The sequence below is a fragment of the Asticcacaulis sp. AC466 genome, assembly GCF_000495815.1.
Lineage (GTDB): Bacteria > Pseudomonadota > Alphaproteobacteria > Caulobacterales > Caulobacteraceae > Asticcacaulis.
Genome location: NZ_AWGE01000001.1, coordinates 96,974 through 116,173 on the forward strand (window position 1 = coordinate 96,974; position 19,200 = coordinate 116,173).

Below are 19,200 nucleotides of genomic sequence, written 5' to 3' on the forward strand. Positions count from 1 at the left end.
CTATTGGGCGGCCGCGCCGGTGATATCGTCCCAGAACCGTTTTGCCCGGTGCATGAAGCCCTGGCTTTGCGCATAGGACTGTTCTTCGGCCAGGGTTGCGAATTCCTTCATCAATTCCTTCTGGCGGGCGGTCAAATGCTTGGGCGTTTCGATGAACAGTTCGACGATCAGGTCGCCCTTCTGCTTCGAGTTCAGCACCGGCATCCCGCGGCCCTTCAGCTTGACCTTATGGCCCGTCTGGGCGCCTTCGGGAATATCGACGCTCAGCTTGCACTGACCGTCGCAGCCTTCGCCACCCATCAGGCAGGGGACATCCAGTTCACCACCAAGGATCGCGGTGGTCATGGGCACAGGGATCGAACAGTGCAGGTCGGCCCCGTCGCGCTCGAATATCTCATGCTCGGCGACGCTCAGGAAGATGTAGAGATCGCCTTTCGGTCCGCCCTTGACGCCTGCCTGGCCTTCACCCTTGAGCAGGATGCGTGCGCCGTCGTCAACGCCGGCCGGAATACGGACCCGCAGGTCCTTGTTCTGGCGGACCTGGCCATGACCGTGACAATTTGTGCACGGGTCCTTGATCGTCTGGCCCTGACCGTTACAGGACGGGCAGGTGCGTTCGACAGCGAAGAAACCGTTTGAGGCGCGAACCCGACCCGCGCCGCCGCACGTCGAACAGGTGCTGGGTTTGGTGCCGGCCTTGGCGCCCGACCCATGACAGACTTCGCAGGTCATGGTGGTCGGGATGGTGATCTCGACCTCGGCGCCCTTATATGCCTGCTCAAGGCTGATTTCGTAATCGTAGCGCACATCCGGGCCACGCTGAGCGCCCTGGGGGCCGCGGCGCTGCTGCTGACCGAAGATATCGCCGAACATTTCCGAGAAGATGTCTTCGACGTTCGAGAAGCCGGCGCCGCCAAAGCCACCACCGCCGAACCCGCCCGCCGATTGGCCGTTCATGCCGGCATGACCGTAGCGATCGTAGGCGGCGCGCTTTTGCGCATCGCTGAGAACCGAATAGGCTTCGTTGACTTCCTTGAAGCGTACCTCCGCCTCAGGGTCGCCCTGGTTGCGGTCCGGATGGTGCTGCATCGCCTTCTTGCGGAAAGCGGATTTCAGCGTGACCTCATCGACGGTCCGCTCGACTTCCAGCACTTCGTAATAATCACGCTTATTCATACGACTCGCCCCGATATCCGCCAAAACATAAGACGCAACACCTGTTGCGCGACCTGTTCCGGCTTTTCGGCCCAAATTTTAAAGGGAAAATTCTGGATCAAAGACGGCGAGGAGTCAAACCCCGCCGTCCTTTTGTCCGAGATGGACGCAGGCCACATACCCAATTGGTCAGCCCCTGCGTTCATGTGGGCTCTTAGCCCCGCTTTTTATCGTCGCCGTCGACTTCTTCGAAGTCGGCATCGACAACGCCGTCATCTTCCGCCGGAGCAGAAGACGCTTCGGCGCCTTCACCGGCTTGTTGAGCGGCGTACATGGCTTCACCCAACTTCATCGAAGCGGTCATCAGGGTCTGATGCTTAGCCTTGATGTCGTCAGCGTCTTCACCGTCCTTGGCTGTCTTGAGGTCGGTGATGGCGGTTTCGATCGCGGTTTTGTCTTCGTTCGAAACCTTGTCGCCGAAGTCCTTGACGGCCTTTTCGGTCGAATGGATCAAGGCGTCGGCCTGGTTACGGGCTTCGATCAGCGCCTTACGCTTCTCGTCTTCGCCCTTGTTGGCTTCAGCGGTCTTGATCATTTCCTCGATGTCCGCGTCGGAGAGGCCGCCATTGGCCTGGATGCGGATCGAGTGCTCTTTGTTCGTCGCCTTGTCCTTGGCGTGGACCTGGACGATGCCGTTGGCGTCGATGTCGAAGGTGACTTCGATCTGCGGCACGCCGCGCGGTGCAGGCGGAATACCGACCAGGTCGAACTGACCCAGCATCTTGTTGTCCTGCGCCATCGGGCGTTCGCCCTGGAAGCAGCGGATCGTCACGGCCGACTGGTTGTCATCGGCGGTCGAGAAGGTCTGCGACTTCTTGGTCGGGATCGTGGTGTTACGCTCGATCAGCGGCGTGAACACACCGCCCAGGGTTTCGATGCCGAGCGTTAGCGGGGTGACGTCGAGCAGCAGGACGTCTTTGACGTCGCCTTGCAGAACGCCGGCCTGGATGGCGGCGCCGAGGGCGACGACTTCATCCGGGTTGACACCCTTGTGCGGTTCACGACCGAAGAAGGTCTTAACGGCTTCGGCAACCTTGGGCATACGGGTCATGCCGCCCACCAGGACGACTTCGTCGATGTCCGAAGCCTTCAGGCCGGCATCCTTTAGCGCCTGCTGGCAGGGGCCAATCGTCTTGGCAATCAAGTCTTCGACCAGGCTTTCCAGCTTGGCGCGGGTCAGCTTGAGGTTCAGGTGCAGCGGGCCCGAAGCATTCATCGAGATGAATGGCAGGTTCAGATCGTACTGGGCGACCGTCGACAGTTCCTTCTTGGCCTTTTCGGCCTCTTCCTTGAGGCGTTGCAGGGCCAGCTTGTCGGAACGCAGATCGACGCCGTTTTCCTTCTTGAACTCGTCGGCCAGGTAATCGACGACGCGCATGTCGAAGTCTTCACCGCCGAGGAAGGTGTCGCCGTTGGTCGACTTCACTTCGAAGACGCCATCGCCGATTTCCAGAACCGAGACGTCGAAGGTGCCGCCACCGAGGTCGTAGACGGCGATCTTCTTGTTGTTGTCCTTATCCAGGCCATATGCCAGGGCGGCAGCGGTCGGCTCGTTGATAATGCGCAGGACTTCCAGGCCGGCGATCTTGCCGGCGTCCTTGGTCGCCTGACGCTGGGCGTCGTTGAAATAGGCCGGGACCGTGATGACGGCCTGGGTGACGGTTTCGCCGAGATAGGCTTCGGCGGCTTCCTTCATCTTACCCAGGATGAAAGCGGAAATCTGTTGCGGCGAGTAATCCTTGCCGTGGGCCTTGACCCAGGCGTCGCCATTGGCGCCCTTGGTGATTTCGAAAGGCACCATGCCCTTGTCCTTCTGAACCATCGGGTCAGTATAGGTGCGGCCGATCAGGCGCTTGATGGCGAAGAGGGTGTTGGCGGGATTGGTCACCGCCTGACGCTTGGCGGGCTGGCCGACCAGGCGTTCCGTGTCGTCAACGATGGCGACGACCGACGGCGTGGTGCGCACGCCTTCGGCATTTTCGATTACCTTCGGGGTCTTGCCGTCCATGACGGCGACGCAGGAGTTGGTCGTGCCTAGATCGATACCGATAATTTTAGCCATGGATAATATCTGCTCCGTTGAGGCGAATGGGTTTTGGCAGCCTTATGAATTAAGCGCCGCGAATGTCCATCCCCGTTAAGATGAATTACTGGGATTTTTCAAGCCCCCTGTTAATCAGGAGTGCCTGAAAGCTGTAGCCGATATGGGATATTTCAGTCTGCACGCAAGAGTAATGCCCTCAAAATTTTCAGGGCTTACCGATTGGCGCACGTCGGAAAGCCTAATGTGCGGTCTTCGCGCCGATTTGCAAGGCACTTGGCAGGCTGCGCAGGGGGGTAATGGCCCTTTGAAACGCTTTTACGCGCGTTTCGGATGAAAAAACGCATAAAAGTAAAGATGTTCCGGACACAGGCGCGCCTGCGGGCAAGCAACCCGTCCATTGGAGGACTGGCCTTTATCGTGTCGTCTTAAGCATAATCTTGCCTGCGCAAGGCTCTTCGGCATGGCAAATTGTCTTTGTTACCGTGTAAGGTCGACTGAATTACGGAGCTTCTTATGTTTAAAATTCTTTTGACACTCGTCATTGTGACCGCTGCCATGACGGCGGGCGTTGCCAACGCCGCCAGCTTCGACTGCGCCAAGGCGCGAACACCGGATGAAAAGGCCATCTGCCGTACCCGGGTGCTCAGCGATGCCGATGTGAAGATGGCGACACTGTTCAAGGTCAATACCCACCTGGTCATGATGGGGTCGCGCGGCGAAATGCAGGACCGCCAGCGCGCCTGGTTGGCCGACCGCGCCAAGTGCGCCAGCAACCTCAAATGCCTGACCGCCTCCTATGCGCAACGCAACCAGGAACTGGAGCGGGACTTCGAGGCCATAGCGTCACGCGGGCCGTTTTAATCGCTGTTGGCTTACTCGCTCGGCTTGCCACCCGCCTTCCATTGCGGCGTGAAGTCACTATTGACCAGATACTCGACAGGAACGATTAGCGACTGGATGGCCGCGGTCATGAAGGGCAGGTTGAGATTGTCTACGGTGTCATCAGGGGAATGGTAGGTCGGCGTGACAGCCCAGCCCGAAATGGTGTGGGCGACTATGCCTTTGAGCGCCAGGGAATAGTTATCCGACCGCTGGAAGAAATGTTGTTCCGGATAAGGGTCCGGCGCCAGGCGGGCGCCCTTGGCCTTAAGCGTTTCGCCGAGGTTCGACCGCTCGAATCCCGTCATCATCAGTTCGCCATCCGCGAGTTTCGGGTCTTGCGCGCCGATCATTTCGAATTCGAGATTGGCGACAATCCGCTCAAGCGGAATTGGCGGATGGTTCGCGAAGTAGGTGGACCCCATACCGCCGATTTCTTCCGCTCCATAGGCGACAAAAAGCAATCCTCGCTTTGGCTGCGTACCCGCTGCCAGGGCGTGGGCCACTTCCAGCACTGCCACCGTGCCGGATGCGTCGTCATTGGCACCGTGCATGACGGTGCCGTCGTCCAGCACACCCAGATGGTCGAGATGCGAGGTTACAAGAACCACGCCCGCTGACGGATCGCTGCCCGCCAGATAGCCGATCGCATTGGTGGTCGTGCTTTCGATCCGTTGCATGTTTCCCAGATCGAGCGTGAGCGTCATGCCGGTATTGGCTTTCAGCGCGTCGAACGCAGCTGCCGGCAGAACAACCATTTCGGCGCGGCTGCGTTTCGGCGGGGCGTCGGCCAGGAAGACCGGTGTCCGCGTTCGGCCGCCCATGGCGGCCCAGCGTTTCTTAAGCGCGTCGCTTTCGCGCATGATGATGAGCTTGGCCCCTTTGGCGTCCGCTGCGCCGATCCAGTCGGACACGGGCGTCTTGTCGGACACAGCCAGCATGATGACGTCGCCGGCCGGCACCGTGGCGGGGTCTTCGCCCGTGGCTACGACTAGTTTACCAGTCACCGAATGGCCCGCCGAATAGTAAAGCAACAACCCCTGGCTTTCGTCTAACTTGAAATCGCCGGCGGTCAGGCGTGCCTTGCCGCTCGGTTTGAATGTCACCACCTTGGCCGTCTGCAGGTATCCGTCCATGCCCGGTGCGGGCGTCAGGCCGTAGCTTTCGAACTGAGCGGCCACATAGGTTGCCGCAATCGCTTCGTCGCGCGTGGCGCTGCCGCGTCCTTGAAGGGCGTCGCTGGCCAGAAACGCCTCATGGGCGCGCACCCAGCGGGGTTCGACGACCCACGCGGCGGGCGGTTCGGCTGGCGCGGGCCGTGCGACCGGCGCCCGGGCGATATGCGTGTCCGTCGATTGTCTCGTAACCCCTTGCGCCATGGATGGGCCGGAACTGAGCGCGACCAAGCTCGCAGCAAGAAAGAGACGACGTATTAGCATGTAAGGCCCCTGGCGAATGCGATTGTCAGTGTTTAGGTCAGTGTTAGGAGCCGTGACTATCGCCGTCAAGCAACGGCTTGAGCGTCTATGGTTAAGCGCATGTCAAGCCACTACATATAGGGGTGAACAAACCGGGAATCACGCAGAGTCAGCGATTCGTCGCTGATTCGTTTCCGTCGTGTTCAAGGTCTGCGGCGGATATCGTTTACCTTTGATTCGCCCCCAGGCCGGACAGCAAAAAACCCTCCGGTTTTGCCGGAGGGTTCATGTCTTTCAGAAGCCCTATTACTCAGCCTGGGTGTCGATGCGGTCGCCGGTATCGGCGTCGTCGCTGTCGTAGCCGTTCTTGGCCGGGGCGGGGGCGGACCCCTTTGCCGCAACAGCGACCATGGCCGGCCGGATCACGCGGCCGAACAGTTCATAGCCGGCCTGCATGACCATGATCACGCCACCGCCATCGACATCCGTCGAAGGCTGTTCCATCACCGCCTGGTGCAGGTTCGGATCGAATTTGTCACCCTTAAGCGGATTGATCTTCTTGACGCCATTCTTTTCGAATGCGCCTGCCAGTTCTTTCTCCGTCATGTCGATGCCGGCGATAAAGTTCTTGAACGCCGGGTCGGCGACATCGGCGGGAACCGAAGCCAGGGCGCGCGACAGGACGTCAGCAACACCCAGCAGGCTCTGGGCGAATTTCTGGATTCCGAAGGCGCGGGCATCATTGCCTTCGCGCTCGGCGCGGCGTTTGATATTTTCGACTTCGGCGGCATAACGCAGCGCCTGTTCCTTCAGGGCGGCGTTTTCAGCAGTCAGCTTTTCCAGCTCGGCATTGAGAAGCGCGGTGGCGTCCTGTTCCAGGTCGGCATTGCCGGCTTCGTTTTCGATTTCGTCACTCATCTCATAGTCCTTCGTACATACAGGCCGCCCCTTTTACTCAAGCAGGCGACCCAGAATCCGGGCGGTGTAGTCCACAAGTGGGATGATGCGCGCATAATTCAACCGCGCCGGCCCGATCACGCCGATCGCGCCCATCACCTTGGGGCCACCTCGCGACCCTTGCGGGTGGCTCACCATGTAGGGCGCTGCAATAACAGCCGAGCCCGATAAAGAAAACAGTTTCGACTCTGAACCGATAAAAATTCTTACACCCTGGGCGTCTTTGACGTCGTCGAGCAGGTCGATCAGCTCTTCTTTCTGTTCCAAGTCCTCAAACAGGGAGCGTACCCGTTCCAGATCCTCCAGGCTTTGCGTCTGTTCGAGCAGGTTGGCGCGGCCGCGCACGATCAGGGCGCGTTTTTCCTTGTCGCCACCGGACCACACCGCCAGTCCATCCTCGATCAATTGCGCCGCCGCCTCATCGAGTTTCTGGCGCTCCGCCTCCAGTTCGGCCTTCAGTTCGACGCGCGCTTCGGACAGGGTGCGTCCGCGCAGGTGGGTATTGAGATAGTTGGACGCCTCCATCAGCACAGACGGCGTCATGCCAGGCGCCAACGGCATCAGCCGGTTTTCTACCCGGCCGTCACCAAAAACCAGAACGGCCAAGGCCTGCTCGGCCGACAGGGCGATGAATTCGACATGTTTCACGCCGGATTCGAACGATGGCGTCATGACAACACCGGCCCCGCCGGCCAGCCCCGACAGCATTTGGCTGGCTTCACGCATGGCCTGATCGAAGGTTTGGCCACGGCCGGTCAGGCGCGCTTCGATGTCGCGCTTGGCCTCGTCGGACAGGTCGCCGATTTCCAGCAGGCCATCGACGAACAGGCGCAGGCCCTGATGGGTAGGCAGCCGGCCGGAAGAGGTGTGCGGGGCGGACAAAAGGCCCAGATGCGCCAGATCCTGCATGGTATTGCGGATAGACGCCGGTGATAGCGCGACACCGCCGCGTGAAATCGTGCGCGATCCGACGGGTTCACCGGTTTCGAGATAGGTCTCCACCACGTGCCGGAAAATGTCGCGGGCGCGCTGGTCCATCTCGCTTAAGGAAGCGGTCGAGTTCAGCAGGCCGGACATGTGCGGGGAAATGGTCATCAGGTGCCAGTTTAGCAAAGCTTTGCGTTTCCCGCCAAGCCTTTATGAAGGCTGTCTTTGCGCCACAATTATGCCACAAAGGCGGGGGAATCCTGACGGCAATGCAACCGAAGAGGGCGTCATGCGCGGTGTCAGGTTTCCATCATATGGTTTGGCCATCTTGAGTGTTGTGCTGGTAGCCAGCGTCGGTGCGGCCTCTGCAAAGGATTACACCTATGCGGCGCCGGTATCTCCGGCGGTAACCGAAGCGCTGCAAACACCCGCCAAACCCCAGCCGCCGGCACAACTGACCCAGAGGGATGAGGCCATCGCCATCGATACGACACCCGGTCAAATCCGCCCGGCCACCCGCATCGCCGATACATGGCGTCATGACGGTGAACATCGTGGCTTTGTCTGTGCCGACAAAAAATGCAAAACCCAGACACCTGTCTATAACACCCTCACCCCGCTTGAGCAGGAGCAGGGCCGTATTCAACCCTGAGGCCTCGGTAAGGCAACAAGAACACTTGGGAACACCTGTTTCCGGGATTCAAATAATAGGGAAACAGACCAAGTTTAGGGTTTCACGCCACGATCAGACCTGTTACGGCAAGGCCATAATCATATGAGGCCTTCCATGTCGCACTTCGACGCCCTGTCTGCCCTGAAAACCATTCGTCCGTCCAATCGCAAGCCCGACCAGATGCGCGCCGTCACGCTGGAAACCGGCGTAACCCGCTATGCGGAAGGATCGTGTCTCGTGTCCTTCGGCCACACAAAGGTGCTGGTCACGGCGTCGCTGGAACAGGGCGTGCCGGGCTTCTTGAAGGGCAAGGGGCAGGGCTGGGTAACGGCGGAATACGGCATGTTGCCCCGATCCACCCATACCCGCTCGCGTCGCGAGGCCGCCGCCGGCAAGCAGTCGGGCCGGACCCAGGAAATCCAGCGCCTGATCGGCCGCTCGATGCGCGCCATCATTGACCTGAAAGCGCTTGGCGAACGCCAGATTACCATCGACTGTGACGTCATCCAGGCCGATGGCGGCACCCGCACGGCGTCGATCACCGGTGCCTGGGTCGCCTTGTCTATGGCCTGCAATAAGCTGGTTGCCGACAAGGTGATCGAAAAATCACCGATCCTCGATCAAGTGGCGGCCATTTCCTGCGGCATTTTTGAAGGTACGCCGGTTCTGGATCTGGATTACGATGAGGATTCCAACGCCGAAACCGATGCCAATTTTGTCTTTACGGGCGCCGCCGATGCCGTCGAAATCCAGGCGACCGGCGAAAAGCGCGGTTTCTCACGCGACGAATTCAATGCCTTGTATGATCTGGGCCTGAAGGGTGCGATGGAATTGTTTGAGCTGCAAAACGCGGCCCTGGCCGGCTAATCCGCGTCTTCGACATATTCAATCAGGTCCGACGGCTGACAATTCAGACAGCGGCAAAGACAATCGATCGTTTTTAACCGCAGCGCCAGCGCCTTCTGATCGCGCAGGACCTCCAGGTCGCGCACACTGATACCCGTGCGGTCGGACAGTTCAACGATCGACAGGCGCCGTCGCGCCAGCAACTCGGCCAGTTTGAGTTTGATCATCCATGCCTCGATGAAACGGGGGCGGGCATTGCAGGGGCAAACAGGCTCATATGGTGTGGTCTACTTCCTTGCGCAGGCGCGCGCCTTCCTTAAACACTTCTGCCAGGACGAACACCACCAGCACCGAAAACCAGGTAGTGACGGCGCGCAGACCGTAGATCGGTTCGAAATGCAGGTGGAAAACACCAGAGGCGACGAACCGGACCATGTAGCCAAAGATTTCCAATGCGCCCAGTCCAAAGCCGATCCAGCGCAGGCGGGTGGTGTTGTCGGGGTGGAAGACATCACCTTCCGCCAGGGTCTGGAAAATACGGCGGGTCCAGTGCATGACCAGCAGGTAGCCGCCAAGCGACAGGCCGAAGGCGACGAACATGACGGCCATGGAGGTCGCCGATAGATCGCTGGCTATATTCAGGCGGCGCACCACCTCCGAGGCCAGGTTCGGCACGGACAACAGGCAGACGGCGACGACGATGACCAGGAAGATCAGAACGTATAGGCCGTAATAGACGACATCGAGCGCCGTTTTCAGCAGGCTGGAAATCGAGCGCGGCCCCAGAAAGCGCATGGTTGTCTTGTCCTCAGTGGTCAGACTTAAACCCTTTCACAAAATCGGCATAAAAAACAAGTGACCTCTTTGTAACCTGGGCTATACAGGGGCCGCTCACCGCTATGGCATCCTGAGCCCACACCAGAGACACTGACCAGAGACCCTGATATGAGCCTGCACCTGATCCCCGGCCAGAAACTGATCGCCGCCACGCACAACCCCGGCAAGGCGGTCGAAATTTCGGCCATGCTGGAGGGCCGCTATGAGGTGATCACGGCGGGGTCGCTCGGCCTGCCTGAGCCGCCCGAAACCGAAGCCAGCTTTATCGGCAACGCCATTCTGAAAGCGCGCCACGCCGCGATGCAAGCCGGCCTTGTCGCCCTGGCAGACGATTCCGGTCTCAGCATCGAAGCGCTTGATGGCGATCCCGGCATATACAGCGCCCGCTGGGCCGGACCGCATAAGGATTTCGACCGCGCAATGGAAGTGATAGAGCACAAGATGCGGATCGCGCGCGAGACGGAGGGCAAGACCAGCCTCAAGGCCTGGTTTACCTGCGCCTTGGCCGTGGCGTGGCCACAAGGGCATGCCGCCGTATTCGAAGGCCGCGTCGATGGCCAGATCGTCTTTCCGCGCCGCGGCGACATGGGTTTCGGCTACGATCCGATCTTCCAGCCCGACGGCTACGACATCACCTTCGCCGAGATGACGCCGGAAGCAAAGGACCGGATCAGCCACCGCCACCTCGCCTTCGAACAATTGCGGGCGGCGCTTTTTTGAGCCCTATAAGCCTTTACATACATTGGCCCTATTGTTCGCGCATTTGCCCCTATTGCGATTTCAACGTCACGCGCGACCGGCAGCAGGCCAGCCAGCGCCCCCTGTTCGAAGCCATTCTGGCCGACATGCGCCGTCAGGCGAACGGCCTGGGGCCGTGCCATCTGGCCAGTGTCTTTTTCGGCGGCGGTACGCCGTCACTCCTGCCGCCCGACTGGGTCGGGGAACTGATCGATCAGGCGAAACAGCTTTTTCCGTACGCGGACGATATTGAAATCACGCTCGAAGCCAATCCGACGGACGCGGAAATCGCCCGCTTCGAAGGCTTCCGCGCGGCGGGTGTCAACCGGCTGTCGCTGGGGGTGCAGTCGCTCAATGACGGTACACTGGTCTTCCTGGGCCGCAACCATTCCGCCGCCAGCGCCATTGCCGGTATCGAGACCGCGCAAAGCGTTTTTGGCCGCGTCTCGCTCGACCTGATCTACGCCCTGCCCGGCCAGACCCCGGATGCCTGGGAAGCGGAACTGCGCCGTGCCGCCGCCTTGGGTGTCGAACACATATCGCCCTACCAACTGACCATAGAGCAAACAACCGCTTTTGGCCGGGCCGTCCGTCGCGGTCAATGGTCGCCGCCGGAGGCGGAATTGGCGGAAGACTTCTATTTCCGTACCCTGGCTGTGCTGCAAAGTCTCGGCTTTGAGGCCTATGAAGTGTCCAACCACGCGCGCGGTCCGTCCGCCCGCTCGGCCCATAACGTCAAGATATGGGAAGGTGTCGACTATATGGGCATCGGCCCCGGCGCCCATGGCCGGCTGACCCGCGATGGCGTGCGTCACGCCACGGTGGCTCTGAGTGACCTCAGGGGTTATGCCGCAGCGGAAGACCCAATCGACTCCACAGCGCTTTCGGCTGGCGAAGCCGAAGAAGAGGCTTTGATGCTGGGCTTGCGTCTGGCCGAAGGTGTTGCCCTCAGCCGGCTCCCCACTTTGCCGATTCAGGAAAAAGCCGCACCGCTGATCGAACAGGGATTCATGGAATTGAGCGCGGATCGCCTTCGCGCCACGCCCGCCGGCCGGGTTGTACTGGACAGGCTGCTATTGGAGCTTCTAAGCTAGATCATGGAATCCTTGTTCGCACCGCCGCCAAAGCCGGTCAGCCCCGGTCTCTACATCGTCGCCACGCCGATCGGCAATCTGCGCGACATAACCTTGCGGGCACTCGATATCCTGCGCGCCGCCGATGTGGTGCTGGCCGAGGACACACGCGTCGCCGGAAAGCTGATGGCCGCCTACGATTTGAAGAAAAAGTTGCTGCGCTACGATGATCACGCCGGCGACAAGATTTTACCAGAAATTCTCGACCGCCTGGCCCAAGGTCAGATTGTCGCCCAGATATCCGACGCGGGCACACCGCTGATCAACGACCCCGGCTTCCGCCTGGTCAGCGAGGCGCAAAAGGCGGGTGCGGCCGTACATCCCATTCCCGGCGCCTCGGCCGTTCTGGCCGCATTGTGCCTGTCGAGCCTGCCGACCGACCGCTTCCTGTTCGCCGGATTTCTGCCTAACAAATCGGCAGCGCGGAAAACCTTTCTTGGGGAATTCGTCACTCAGTCGGCCACGCTCGTCATGTTCGAAACGGGTCAGCGCCTGCACGACTCGCTCGTGGACATAGCCGAGGTTCTGGGTGACCGTGACGCCTGTATCTGTCGGGAGCTGACCAAGCTGTACGAAACCGCCCATCGCGGCCGCTTAAGCGATCTGATTTCTGACCCGGCGTTGGCTGAACCCAAGGGCGAAATCGTCATCGTCATCGCCCCACCGGTCGCCGCTGCGCCTTCCACCGATAATCTGGAAGAGGCGCTCAAACTGGCGCTGGAACAGTATGCCCCGGCCGATGCCGCCAGGCAACTGTCCCAGATGTTCGGTCTGCCGCGCAAGATGATCTACCAAAAGGCGCTGGAAATGCAGGGCAAAGCGCGTGGCTGACCGGGCAGCGCGCGGTCTAAAAGCCTTTAAGCGCGGCCATCTCGTCGAATATATTGCCCTGATCCATCTGATGCTGAAAGGCTATCGGATTCTCGGTTTTCGGCTGAAAACACCGCAGGGCGAAATCGACATCCTGGCCCAGAAAGGCCGACGTCTGGCCGTGGTCGAGGTTAAACAACGCCGCCGACGCGAAGAGGCATTTGAGACCGTCTCTTACGTTCAGCAGGACCGCCTGTGGCAGGCCGGGCTCAGCCTTCAGGCCAGGCGGCCACGCCTGGCTCGGCTCGATCTCAATATCGATCTTTATATTGTCGCCTCCGGGCAATGGCCCGAACACCGCATCAATGCCTTCGAGAAAACAGAACGCTATTAGACTGACATGCGGCTTTGGGCTTGCCTTGTCCGATGCATAATCACATATGGGGCGTGCGGCCGGATAGAGGGCCGAACTTCGGGAGAGCCCCATGAGCCTGCGCGTCGCCGTCCAGATGGACCCCATCGAAAAGATCAATATCGCCGGGGACACCACCTTTCTGCTGATGATGGCGGCCCAAAGGCGCGGGCACAGCCTGTGGGTCTATCAACCCGAACATCTCAGCTACGAGGACGGCAGGCCGTTCGCCCGCGCCCGCCGGGTCGCCTTGCGCGACGTCAAGGGCGACCACGTCACGGCCGGCGAGTTTGAAACCCTCGACCTTGCTGACGATGTGGACGTCATCCTGATGCGCCAGGACCCGCCGTTCGACATCGCCTATATCACCGCGACCTACTTCCTCGAAACGGTCCATCCCAAAACACTCGTCGTCAATAACCCGACCAGCGTGCGGGACGCGCCGGAAAAGCTTCTGGCGACACGCTTCCCCGGTCTCCAGCCGCCGACCCTGATTTCGTCCGACCCGGTTGCCCTGCATGACTTCTTCGAACGTCACGGTGACTGCATCCTGAAACCCCTGCACGGCGCCGCCGGGAATGGCATAATCAAACTCAAGGCCGGCGACCGCAACCTGGATGCCCTGATTGAACTGTTTGGCAGTATGAGCCGCGAGCCGGTCATCCTGCAAAAGTTCATTCCCGCCGTCAGCGCTGGCGATAAGCGCATTATCCTGATCGACGGGGAAATCGCGGGCGGTATCAACCGCGTGCCGGAAGCGGGCGCTGTCCGATCCAACCTGCGGGTCGGCGGCACCGCTGAACCGCTGGTGCTCACAAAACGTGATCGCGAGATCTGTGAAATCCTCAAGCCCGTGCTGAAGGAAAAAGGTCTTATGTTTGTGGGCATTGACGTAATCGGCGATTATTTGACCGAAATCAATGTCACCTCACCCACCGGGGCTGTACAACTGAAGGCCTTCGAAGGGATTGATGTCGGCGAGATTTTATGGGATCGCATAGACGAGACCCTGAAAGGCGCCTGACACTTGCGCCCCGATAACAAGAATGGATGACTGACAAGGCTTGATGACGAGGCCTTGCCGTAGCGAAATATGTAGAGCCGGCGGGTTTGTTCTTAGGCCAGCTCCTAGAATGTTTCCTCCTCCGCGCTGGATGTGCGCGATGTTGCGCCATTGTTCTATTTTTGTTCTTGATTTGTGTTTTTCTCTCACCTATGCTGTGGATAATTCCAGTATCCGCGTACCAGGGAAATAGCCCGGGAAAATAGCATCGAGAGGGGGCGCGGCATGCCGGCACGTATCACCACCATCGCCTTTGAAGGCGCCGAAGCGCGTCGCGTCGAAGCCGAAGTCGTCTTTACCAATGGCCAGGTGGGGTTTCAGGTCGTAGGCCTGGGTGATAAGGCTGTGGCCGAAAGCCGGGAACGGGTAAGGGGCGCCTTTGCTGGCATGGGGCTCAGCCTTCCGGGCAAGCGGATCGTCGCTGCCCTGTCACCGGCTGATCTGCCGAAGGAAGGCTCCCATTTCGACTTGCCCATCGCCCTGGCCGTTATGACCGCCATGGGCATTATCCCCGAAGACGCCCTGTCCGGCTATGTCTGTATCGGCGAACTCATGCTGGATGGGCGGATTGCACCGGTCAGCGGTGCTCTGCCTGCTGCCATGGCGGCCAACGGCTTCGACATGGGACTTATCTGCCCGGCCGACAACGGCCCGGAAGCGGCATGGTCGGGCAATCCCTCCATCCTGGCGCCGGCCTCGCTGATTTCGCTGATCAACCATTTCAAGGGCCATGCCGTATTGACGCCGCCCCAGCGCGGGGCACCGAAAATATCGGAAAAGCCGCTCGATCTCAACGAGGTCAAGGGACAGGAAACGCCGAAGCGCGCCTTGGAAATTGCGGCCGCCGGCGGTCATAACCTGTTGTTCGTCGGACCTCCAGGCTCAGGCAAATCGATGCTGGCGCAACGCCTGCCAGGTATATTGCCGCCGCTGACCTCGCGAGAATTGCTGGAAACGTCGCAGGTCTGGTCGATGGCCGGGCTGATCGCCAAGGGCGAACTCACTCAGGAGCGTCCCTTCCGTGCCCCGCACCATTCCGCCTCTATGGCGGCCCTAACCGGCGGTGGTATGCGCGCACGGCCCGGCGAAGTCTCCTTGGCACACAATGGCGTTCTGTTTCTCGATGAATTGCCGGAGTTCTCGCCTCAGGCTTTGGACAGCCTGCGTCAGCCTCTCGAAACCAATGAAGTCATAGTGGCGCGGGCCAATCATCACATCAAATATCCGGCGCGGGTGCAATTGGTGGCGGCGATGAATCCGTGCCGTTGCGGCTATGGCGGTGTCGGCAAGGGGGCGTGCGGCAAGGCCCCGCGCTGCATAAAGGACTATCAAAGCCGGGTCTCGGGGCCGCTTATGGACCGTATCGATTTGCAGATCGACGTGCCGCCGGTCACCGCCATGGACCTGTCCTTGCCGCCACCGACTGAAGGATCGAAGGCGGTTGCCGCCCGGGTGCAGGCCGCCCGCGACATTCAACTCGAACGCGCTCGCCGCCTCGACCTGCCGAATGACAATGGTCTCAACGCGACGGCCTATGGCGCCGGCCTGGAACAAATCTGCGCGCTCGACGATCAGGCTCGTGCCCTGCTTACCCAGGCGGCGCAGCAGACCGGCCTCAGCGCCCGCGGATGGACGCGCACCCTGCGTCTGGCGCGGACGATCGCTGATCTGGAGCAGTCCGGTTCGGTCCTGCGTCGTCACGTGGCCGAAGCCTTGATCTATCGCCGCACGGCGGCGACCGACAATCAGGTAGAAGCCCGTTTACAGATGCAGATTCCGGGTTGAATACACCCTCTGTTAATCAAGCCTTTGAGCTAACTTAACCTTTTTGGGCTAGTGTCCGCCTATCAGAAGATAGATTGCGGAAGAATCCGAATGCCAATTTCCCTTACCGGGCCCGACACCTCTAAAACCCCTGAAGAGCGCTTGTCGCCTGAGGAACGGTTGAAGGCCCGTGAAGATTTTTTCCGATTGATGAGCCATGAAATTCGCACGCCGCTAAACGGCGTCATGGGTATGTTGTCGCTGTTGACGCGGACCTCCCTGACTCCGGATCAGGCCTCCTATATTCAGACCGCGCGCGAATCTGGCGATCACCTGCTCACCCTGGTTAACGACCTGCTCGACTATGCGCGTATGGATGCTGGCCATATTGCGCTCGAAATCAGCGAAGTCCGTCTTGAGCCTTTGTTGCAGGGGGTCGCTGAGCTGCTGTCGCCGCGCGCCCATGCCAATGGCATCGAGGTTGTCTGGTCGCTCGACCCGCGTCTTGACTATATACACGCCGATGAAGGCCGCCTGCGCCAGATCCTCTTCAATCTGGCCGGCAATGCCATCAAATTCACGACGCAAGGTGGGGTACTGATACATGTCGGCCTGTCTGACTCTGGTATGATCGTTTTCAGCGTCAGAGATACCGGCGCCGGCATTCCCGTAGAAGCCCGCGCCCGTATTTTCGAGGAATATGGTCAGGTCGAGCCGAGCCACGCCACCCGTTACGGCGGCGCAGGTCTCGGCTTGGTAGTCGTCAAGAAGCTGGTCGAAGTGATGAACGGCACGCTTACGCTTGAGTCCGAGATGGGCAAGGGCTCGATTTTTACCGTCGAGTTCCGTGCGCCATATGGCCTGAGCAACGAGACCCCGCGCTCGCAATACCCCCACGCCATTGCCTTTATCGGCGATAACGCCATCCTGGCCGAAGGTGCCCAATGCCATCTGGCCGCCGCCTATTGCCGTCTTAGCCGCGTCGCACGTCCGGAAGATATTTTCGACCCGCAGGCTATTCTGCTGGCCGACCGCGCAGCCTTCATGACGCCGACCAAGGCGCCCTCATCTCGCAGCCTTATCCTGCTGGCGCCGGAAGAACGCGATGAGATCGACGCCTGGCGTGAACAGGGTTGGGCCGGTTATCTGATAAAGCCTCTGCGCCGCTCGTCCCTGTTGGAACGCCTTGAAGCCCTGCATGACCGGTCACGCGACACGCCGGGCGCGGGCCATAATGACGATGACCGCATCGTCAGCGAAGCCGCGCCGGACAAATCGGTATTGTTGGTCGAAGACAATCCGGTCAACGCGCTGCTGGCGCAGATCCTGCTCCAGCGTGAAGGCTGTCGCGTGGAGCGGGCGTCGTCTGGCGAAGAAGCGATCGATATTCTCAAACAGCGCAGTTTCGATATCATCTTGATGGATTTGGGCTTGCCGGGCCTGGATGGCATTGGCACGACACGCGAAGTCCGCGCCCTGGGCATTCGCACGCCGATCATCGCCCTGACCGCTAACGCCTATGAAGAAGATCGCCGCGCCAGCATCAATGCCGGCATGAACGATTTCCTCACCAAGCCCATTGAACTGGTGGCGCTGAAGCACCGCTTGCAAACCTGGACCTGCGCGTCGCGCGAAGCCAAAAGCGCGTAATCTCCAGAACGCCACACTCGGGAAAGACTCCGAACCTTTACAGCATAACCAAAGCCACTTACCGTCTCCGCCCGAACGGACAGGGGACCTGAATGAACGCGTCTGATGCTAAGGACAAGCCGAAAATATCGGCACTGGCGGCCTTGCTGGCCTTTTTCCGTCCTAAACCCTTGCTGATGCTTGCGCTCGGTTATGCGTCCGGCATGCCGTTCCTGCTGGTCAACGATACCTTGAGTGCCTGGCTGCGGGTCGAAGGCCTGTCTCTTCAGGTCATCGGCTTTTTCGTGCTGGTCACCTTTTCCTACACTTTGAAATTCATGTGGGCGCCGTTACTGGACCGGATGAACGTACCGTGGCTGAACGACAGACTGGGGCATCGCCGCGCCTGGATGCTGGTCTTGCAGGCTGCCGTGGCGCTCGGGCTGCTCGGCATCGCTGCCACCAATCCGACGGTTAATTTGGGCCAGATGGCTGCCTTTGCCGCCTTGACCGCCTTTTTCGGCGCCAGCCAGGACATTGTCATGGACGCGTGGCGGATCGAATCCGTCGAACCGGAACTGCAAGGGATCATGACAGCGGCCTATCAATGGGGCTATCGCATTGCCATGATGGTGGCTGGTGCCGTGCCGCTGATCCTGTCGTCGCGAATTGGCTGGCCCCTGGCCTATGCCACCATGGCATTGATGATGATCATCGGTTGGATAGCGGTCCTGCTGGCGCCGCGCGGACCCGCGCATCACCCGCGTCCGATTCACTACGAAGGCCTGGCGGTACGTCCGGCCCTCGAAGTCTTGGAATGGATCGGCCGCGTGCTGCTTATCCTTATTGCGGCGCTGGCCGTGGGGTCTGGCCTGACCGCCAATGCCGACCTGATGAACGGCTTGATTGGCCACATCGGCGTGAGCCTAGATGCCCAGGCAACGTTCAAGGCCGCCTTTACCTCGAAGCAGACCGGACCGTTCCTGCAAATTCCGTTTACACTGGTGGGGCTCGCCCTGATGATGAGCGCCTGCCTGCCTCTTCCGTGGCCGACGCGTCCCGGCGCCTATTTCAAGGGCGCGTTCATCGAGCCACTGGCTGACTTTTTTCGACGGTACAAGGATTGGGCCGGTTTCATCTTCGCCCTGATCTGCCTGTACCGCATCAGCGAATTCACGCTCAGCATCATGAACCCGTTTTATGTCGACCTCGGCTTTTCGCTGGACGTGGTCGGAGAGATGCGCAAGGGCTTTGGCGTGCTGATGCTGGTTATCGGTGTGGGTGTCGCCGGTTGGTTGATCGCGCGTTTCGGCGTGCGCAAGTCGCTGCTGATCGGCGCCATTGTCGGGCCATTCAGCCACATTGGCTTTATGTGGCTGGCCTGTGCCGGCCATTCCCTGCCGATCTTCGCCGTCGCCCTAGCTATGGATAACGTTGCCGCCTCTATCGCCGGCACGGCCTTGATCGCCTATATGTCCACGCTGGTTTCGCCGCAATACACGGCGCCGCAATACGCTATATTCTCAAGCTTCTACGCCATTTTGGGCAAGCTCGTGGCCTCACAGTCCGGCCGCATCGTCGAAGGTTCGGCCAAGGCGGCCGATGCCGGCGGCTTTAGTGCCATCTTCAAGGGATTGATGGGAAACCTGCACGCCGATTCTTACACGGTTGCTTCGGCCAAGCTGGCGGTAACGCCCGCCGCCATGGGAGCGGGCTATTTCGCCTTTTTCGCCTACACGATCGTCATCGGCTTTGTCGCCATCGCCATGTGCATCTGGCTGCATATCCGGCGCGTCGAAGGCAGCGAACTCAAAGCCGAACAGCCGCAACCGGAATAGATCGCCGTTCTGATGCA

At 60.1% G+C, this 19,200-nt stretch carries 18 protein-coding genes; 11 read left to right on the forward strand and 7 right to left on the reverse strand.

What is annotated here, in order from left to right:
- Both dnaJ and dnaK read right to left on the reverse strand, forming a co-directional pair.
- The gene (gene dnaJ, locus AEAC466_RS23540; protein ID WP_023456140.1) at positions 1–1,176 is read right to left on the reverse strand and encodes a molecular chaperone DnaJ; all 1,176 of its coding nucleotides are present in this window, start codon (positions 1,174–1,176) and stop codon (positions 1–3) included.
- A gap of 193 nt (positions 1,177–1,369) precedes the next feature.
- Positions 1,370–3,277 (reverse strand): molecular chaperone DnaK, encoded by a 1,908-nt coding sequence (gene dnaK / locus AEAC466_RS23550; RefSeq protein ID WP_023456142.1) that lies wholly within the window; start codon positions 3,275–3,277, stop codon positions 1,370–1,372.
- 495 nt (positions 3,278–3,772) lie between these two features.
- Between dnaK and AEAC466_RS23555 the strand changes: the two genes are divergently transcribed.
- The gene (locus tag AEAC466_RS23555; protein ID WP_023456143.1) at positions 3,773–4,120 is read left to right on the forward strand and encodes a lysozyme inhibitor LprI family protein; all 348 of its coding nucleotides are present in this window, start codon (positions 3,773–3,775) and stop codon (positions 4,118–4,120) included.
- 11 nt (positions 4,121–4,131) lie between these two features.
- Here AEAC466_RS23555 and AEAC466_RS23560 read toward each other — a convergent pair whose 3' ends face one another.
- From AEAC466_RS23560 to hrcA, 3 genes are all read right to left on the reverse strand, one after another.
- A complete protein-coding gene (locus AEAC466_RS23560) occupies positions 4,132–5,577 on the reverse strand; it encodes a M28 family metallopeptidase (RefSeq protein ID WP_235074034.1) in 1,446 nt (481 codons plus the stop codon).
- A gap of 285 nt (positions 5,578–5,862) precedes the next feature.
- Positions 5,863–6,474, reverse strand: coding sequence for a nucleotide exchange factor GrpE (gene grpE / locus AEAC466_RS23565; RefSeq protein WP_023456145.1), 612 nt, complete (start codon positions 6,472–6,474; stop codon positions 5,863–5,865).
- Positions 6,475–6,507: 33 nt separating this feature from the next.
- Positions 6,508–7,608, reverse strand: a complete 1,101-nt coding sequence (hrcA, locus tag AEAC466_RS23570) for a heat-inducible transcriptional repressor HrcA (RefSeq protein WP_162148911.1) — start codon at positions 7,606–7,608, stop codon at positions 6,508–6,510.
- Positions 7,609–7,729: 121 nt separating this feature from the next.
- On the opposite strand from hrcA, the gene AEAC466_RS23575 reads away from it, so the two are divergent.
- Entirely contained in the window at positions 7,730–8,092 is a 363-nt protein-coding gene (locus AEAC466_RS23575; protein ID WP_023456147.1) for a hypothetical protein, read from the forward strand.
- A 171-nt stretch (positions 8,093–8,263) separates the two neighbouring features.
- Positions 8,264–8,980: a ribonuclease PH gene (rph, locus tag AEAC466_RS23580; protein ID WP_031237954.1), complete on the forward strand. Its 717-nt coding sequence runs from the start codon at positions 8,264–8,266 to the stop codon at positions 8,978–8,980.
- On the opposite strand, the gene AEAC466_RS23585 is transcribed toward rph, so the two are convergent.
- A complete protein-coding gene (locus AEAC466_RS23585; RefSeq protein WP_023456149.1) occupies positions 8,977–9,186 on the reverse strand; it encodes a helix-turn-helix domain-containing protein in 210 nt (69 codons plus the stop codon). The two genes, rph and AEAC466_RS23585, sit on opposite strands and share 4 nt — an antisense overlap.
- 46 nt (positions 9,187–9,232) lie before the next feature.
- Positions 9,233–9,754, reverse strand: coding sequence for a DUF2975 domain-containing protein (locus AEAC466_RS23590; RefSeq protein ID WP_023456150.1), 522 nt, complete (start codon positions 9,752–9,754; stop codon positions 9,233–9,235).
- A 150-nt stretch (positions 9,755–9,904) separates the two neighbouring features.
- Between AEAC466_RS23590 and rdgB the strand changes: the two genes are divergently transcribed.
- From rdgB to AEAC466_RS23630, 8 genes are all read left to right on the forward strand, one after another.
- Positions 9,905–10,516, forward strand: coding sequence for an RdgB/HAM1 family non-canonical purine NTP pyrophosphatase (gene rdgB, locus AEAC466_RS23595; protein ID WP_023456151.1), 612 nt, complete (start codon positions 9,905–9,907; stop codon positions 10,514–10,516).
- Positions 10,513–11,628 carry a radical SAM family heme chaperone HemW gene (hemW, locus tag AEAC466_RS23600; RefSeq protein ID WP_023456152.1) on the forward strand — a complete coding sequence of 372 codons (1,116 nt, stop codon included), beginning with the start codon at positions 10,513–10,515 and terminating at the stop codon, positions 11,626–11,628. Before rdgB ends, hemW begins: the two co-directional genes overlap by 4 nt.
- A gap of 3 nt (positions 11,629–11,631) precedes the next feature.
- A complete protein-coding gene (gene rsmI / locus AEAC466_RS23605) occupies positions 11,632–12,498 on the forward strand; it encodes a 16S rRNA (cytidine(1402)-2'-O)-methyltransferase (protein WP_023456153.1) in 867 nt (288 codons plus the stop codon).
- Positions 12,491–12,871, forward strand: coding sequence for a YraN family protein (locus tag AEAC466_RS23610; RefSeq protein WP_023456154.1), 381 nt, complete (start codon positions 12,491–12,493; stop codon positions 12,869–12,871). The genes rsmI and AEAC466_RS23610 overlap by 8 nt, the downstream gene beginning before the upstream one ends.
- A gap of 91 nt (positions 12,872–12,962) precedes the next feature.
- On the forward strand, positions 12,963–13,913 hold the full coding sequence (gshB, locus tag AEAC466_RS23615; RefSeq protein WP_023456155.1) for a glutathione synthase: 951 nt from the start codon (positions 12,963–12,965) through the stop codon (positions 13,911–13,913).
- A 264-nt stretch (positions 13,914–14,177) separates the two neighbouring features.
- Complete coding sequence (locus AEAC466_RS23620; RefSeq protein ID WP_023456156.1) at positions 14,178–15,737, forward strand: YifB family Mg chelatase-like AAA ATPase; 1,560 nt, start codon at positions 14,178–14,180, stop codon at positions 15,735–15,737.
- A 90-nt stretch (positions 15,738–15,827) separates the two neighbouring features.
- The gene (locus tag AEAC466_RS23625; protein ID WP_031237958.1) at positions 15,828–17,366 is read left to right on the forward strand and encodes a response regulator; all 1,539 of its coding nucleotides are present in this window, start codon (positions 15,828–15,830) and stop codon (positions 17,364–17,366) included.
- 92 nt (positions 17,367–17,458) lie between these two features.
- The gene (locus tag AEAC466_RS23630; RefSeq protein WP_023456158.1) at positions 17,459–19,183 is read left to right on the forward strand and encodes an AmpG family muropeptide MFS transporter; all 1,725 of its coding nucleotides are present in this window, start codon (positions 17,459–17,461) and stop codon (positions 19,181–19,183) included.
- Positions 19,184–19,200 lie beyond the last annotated feature (17 nt).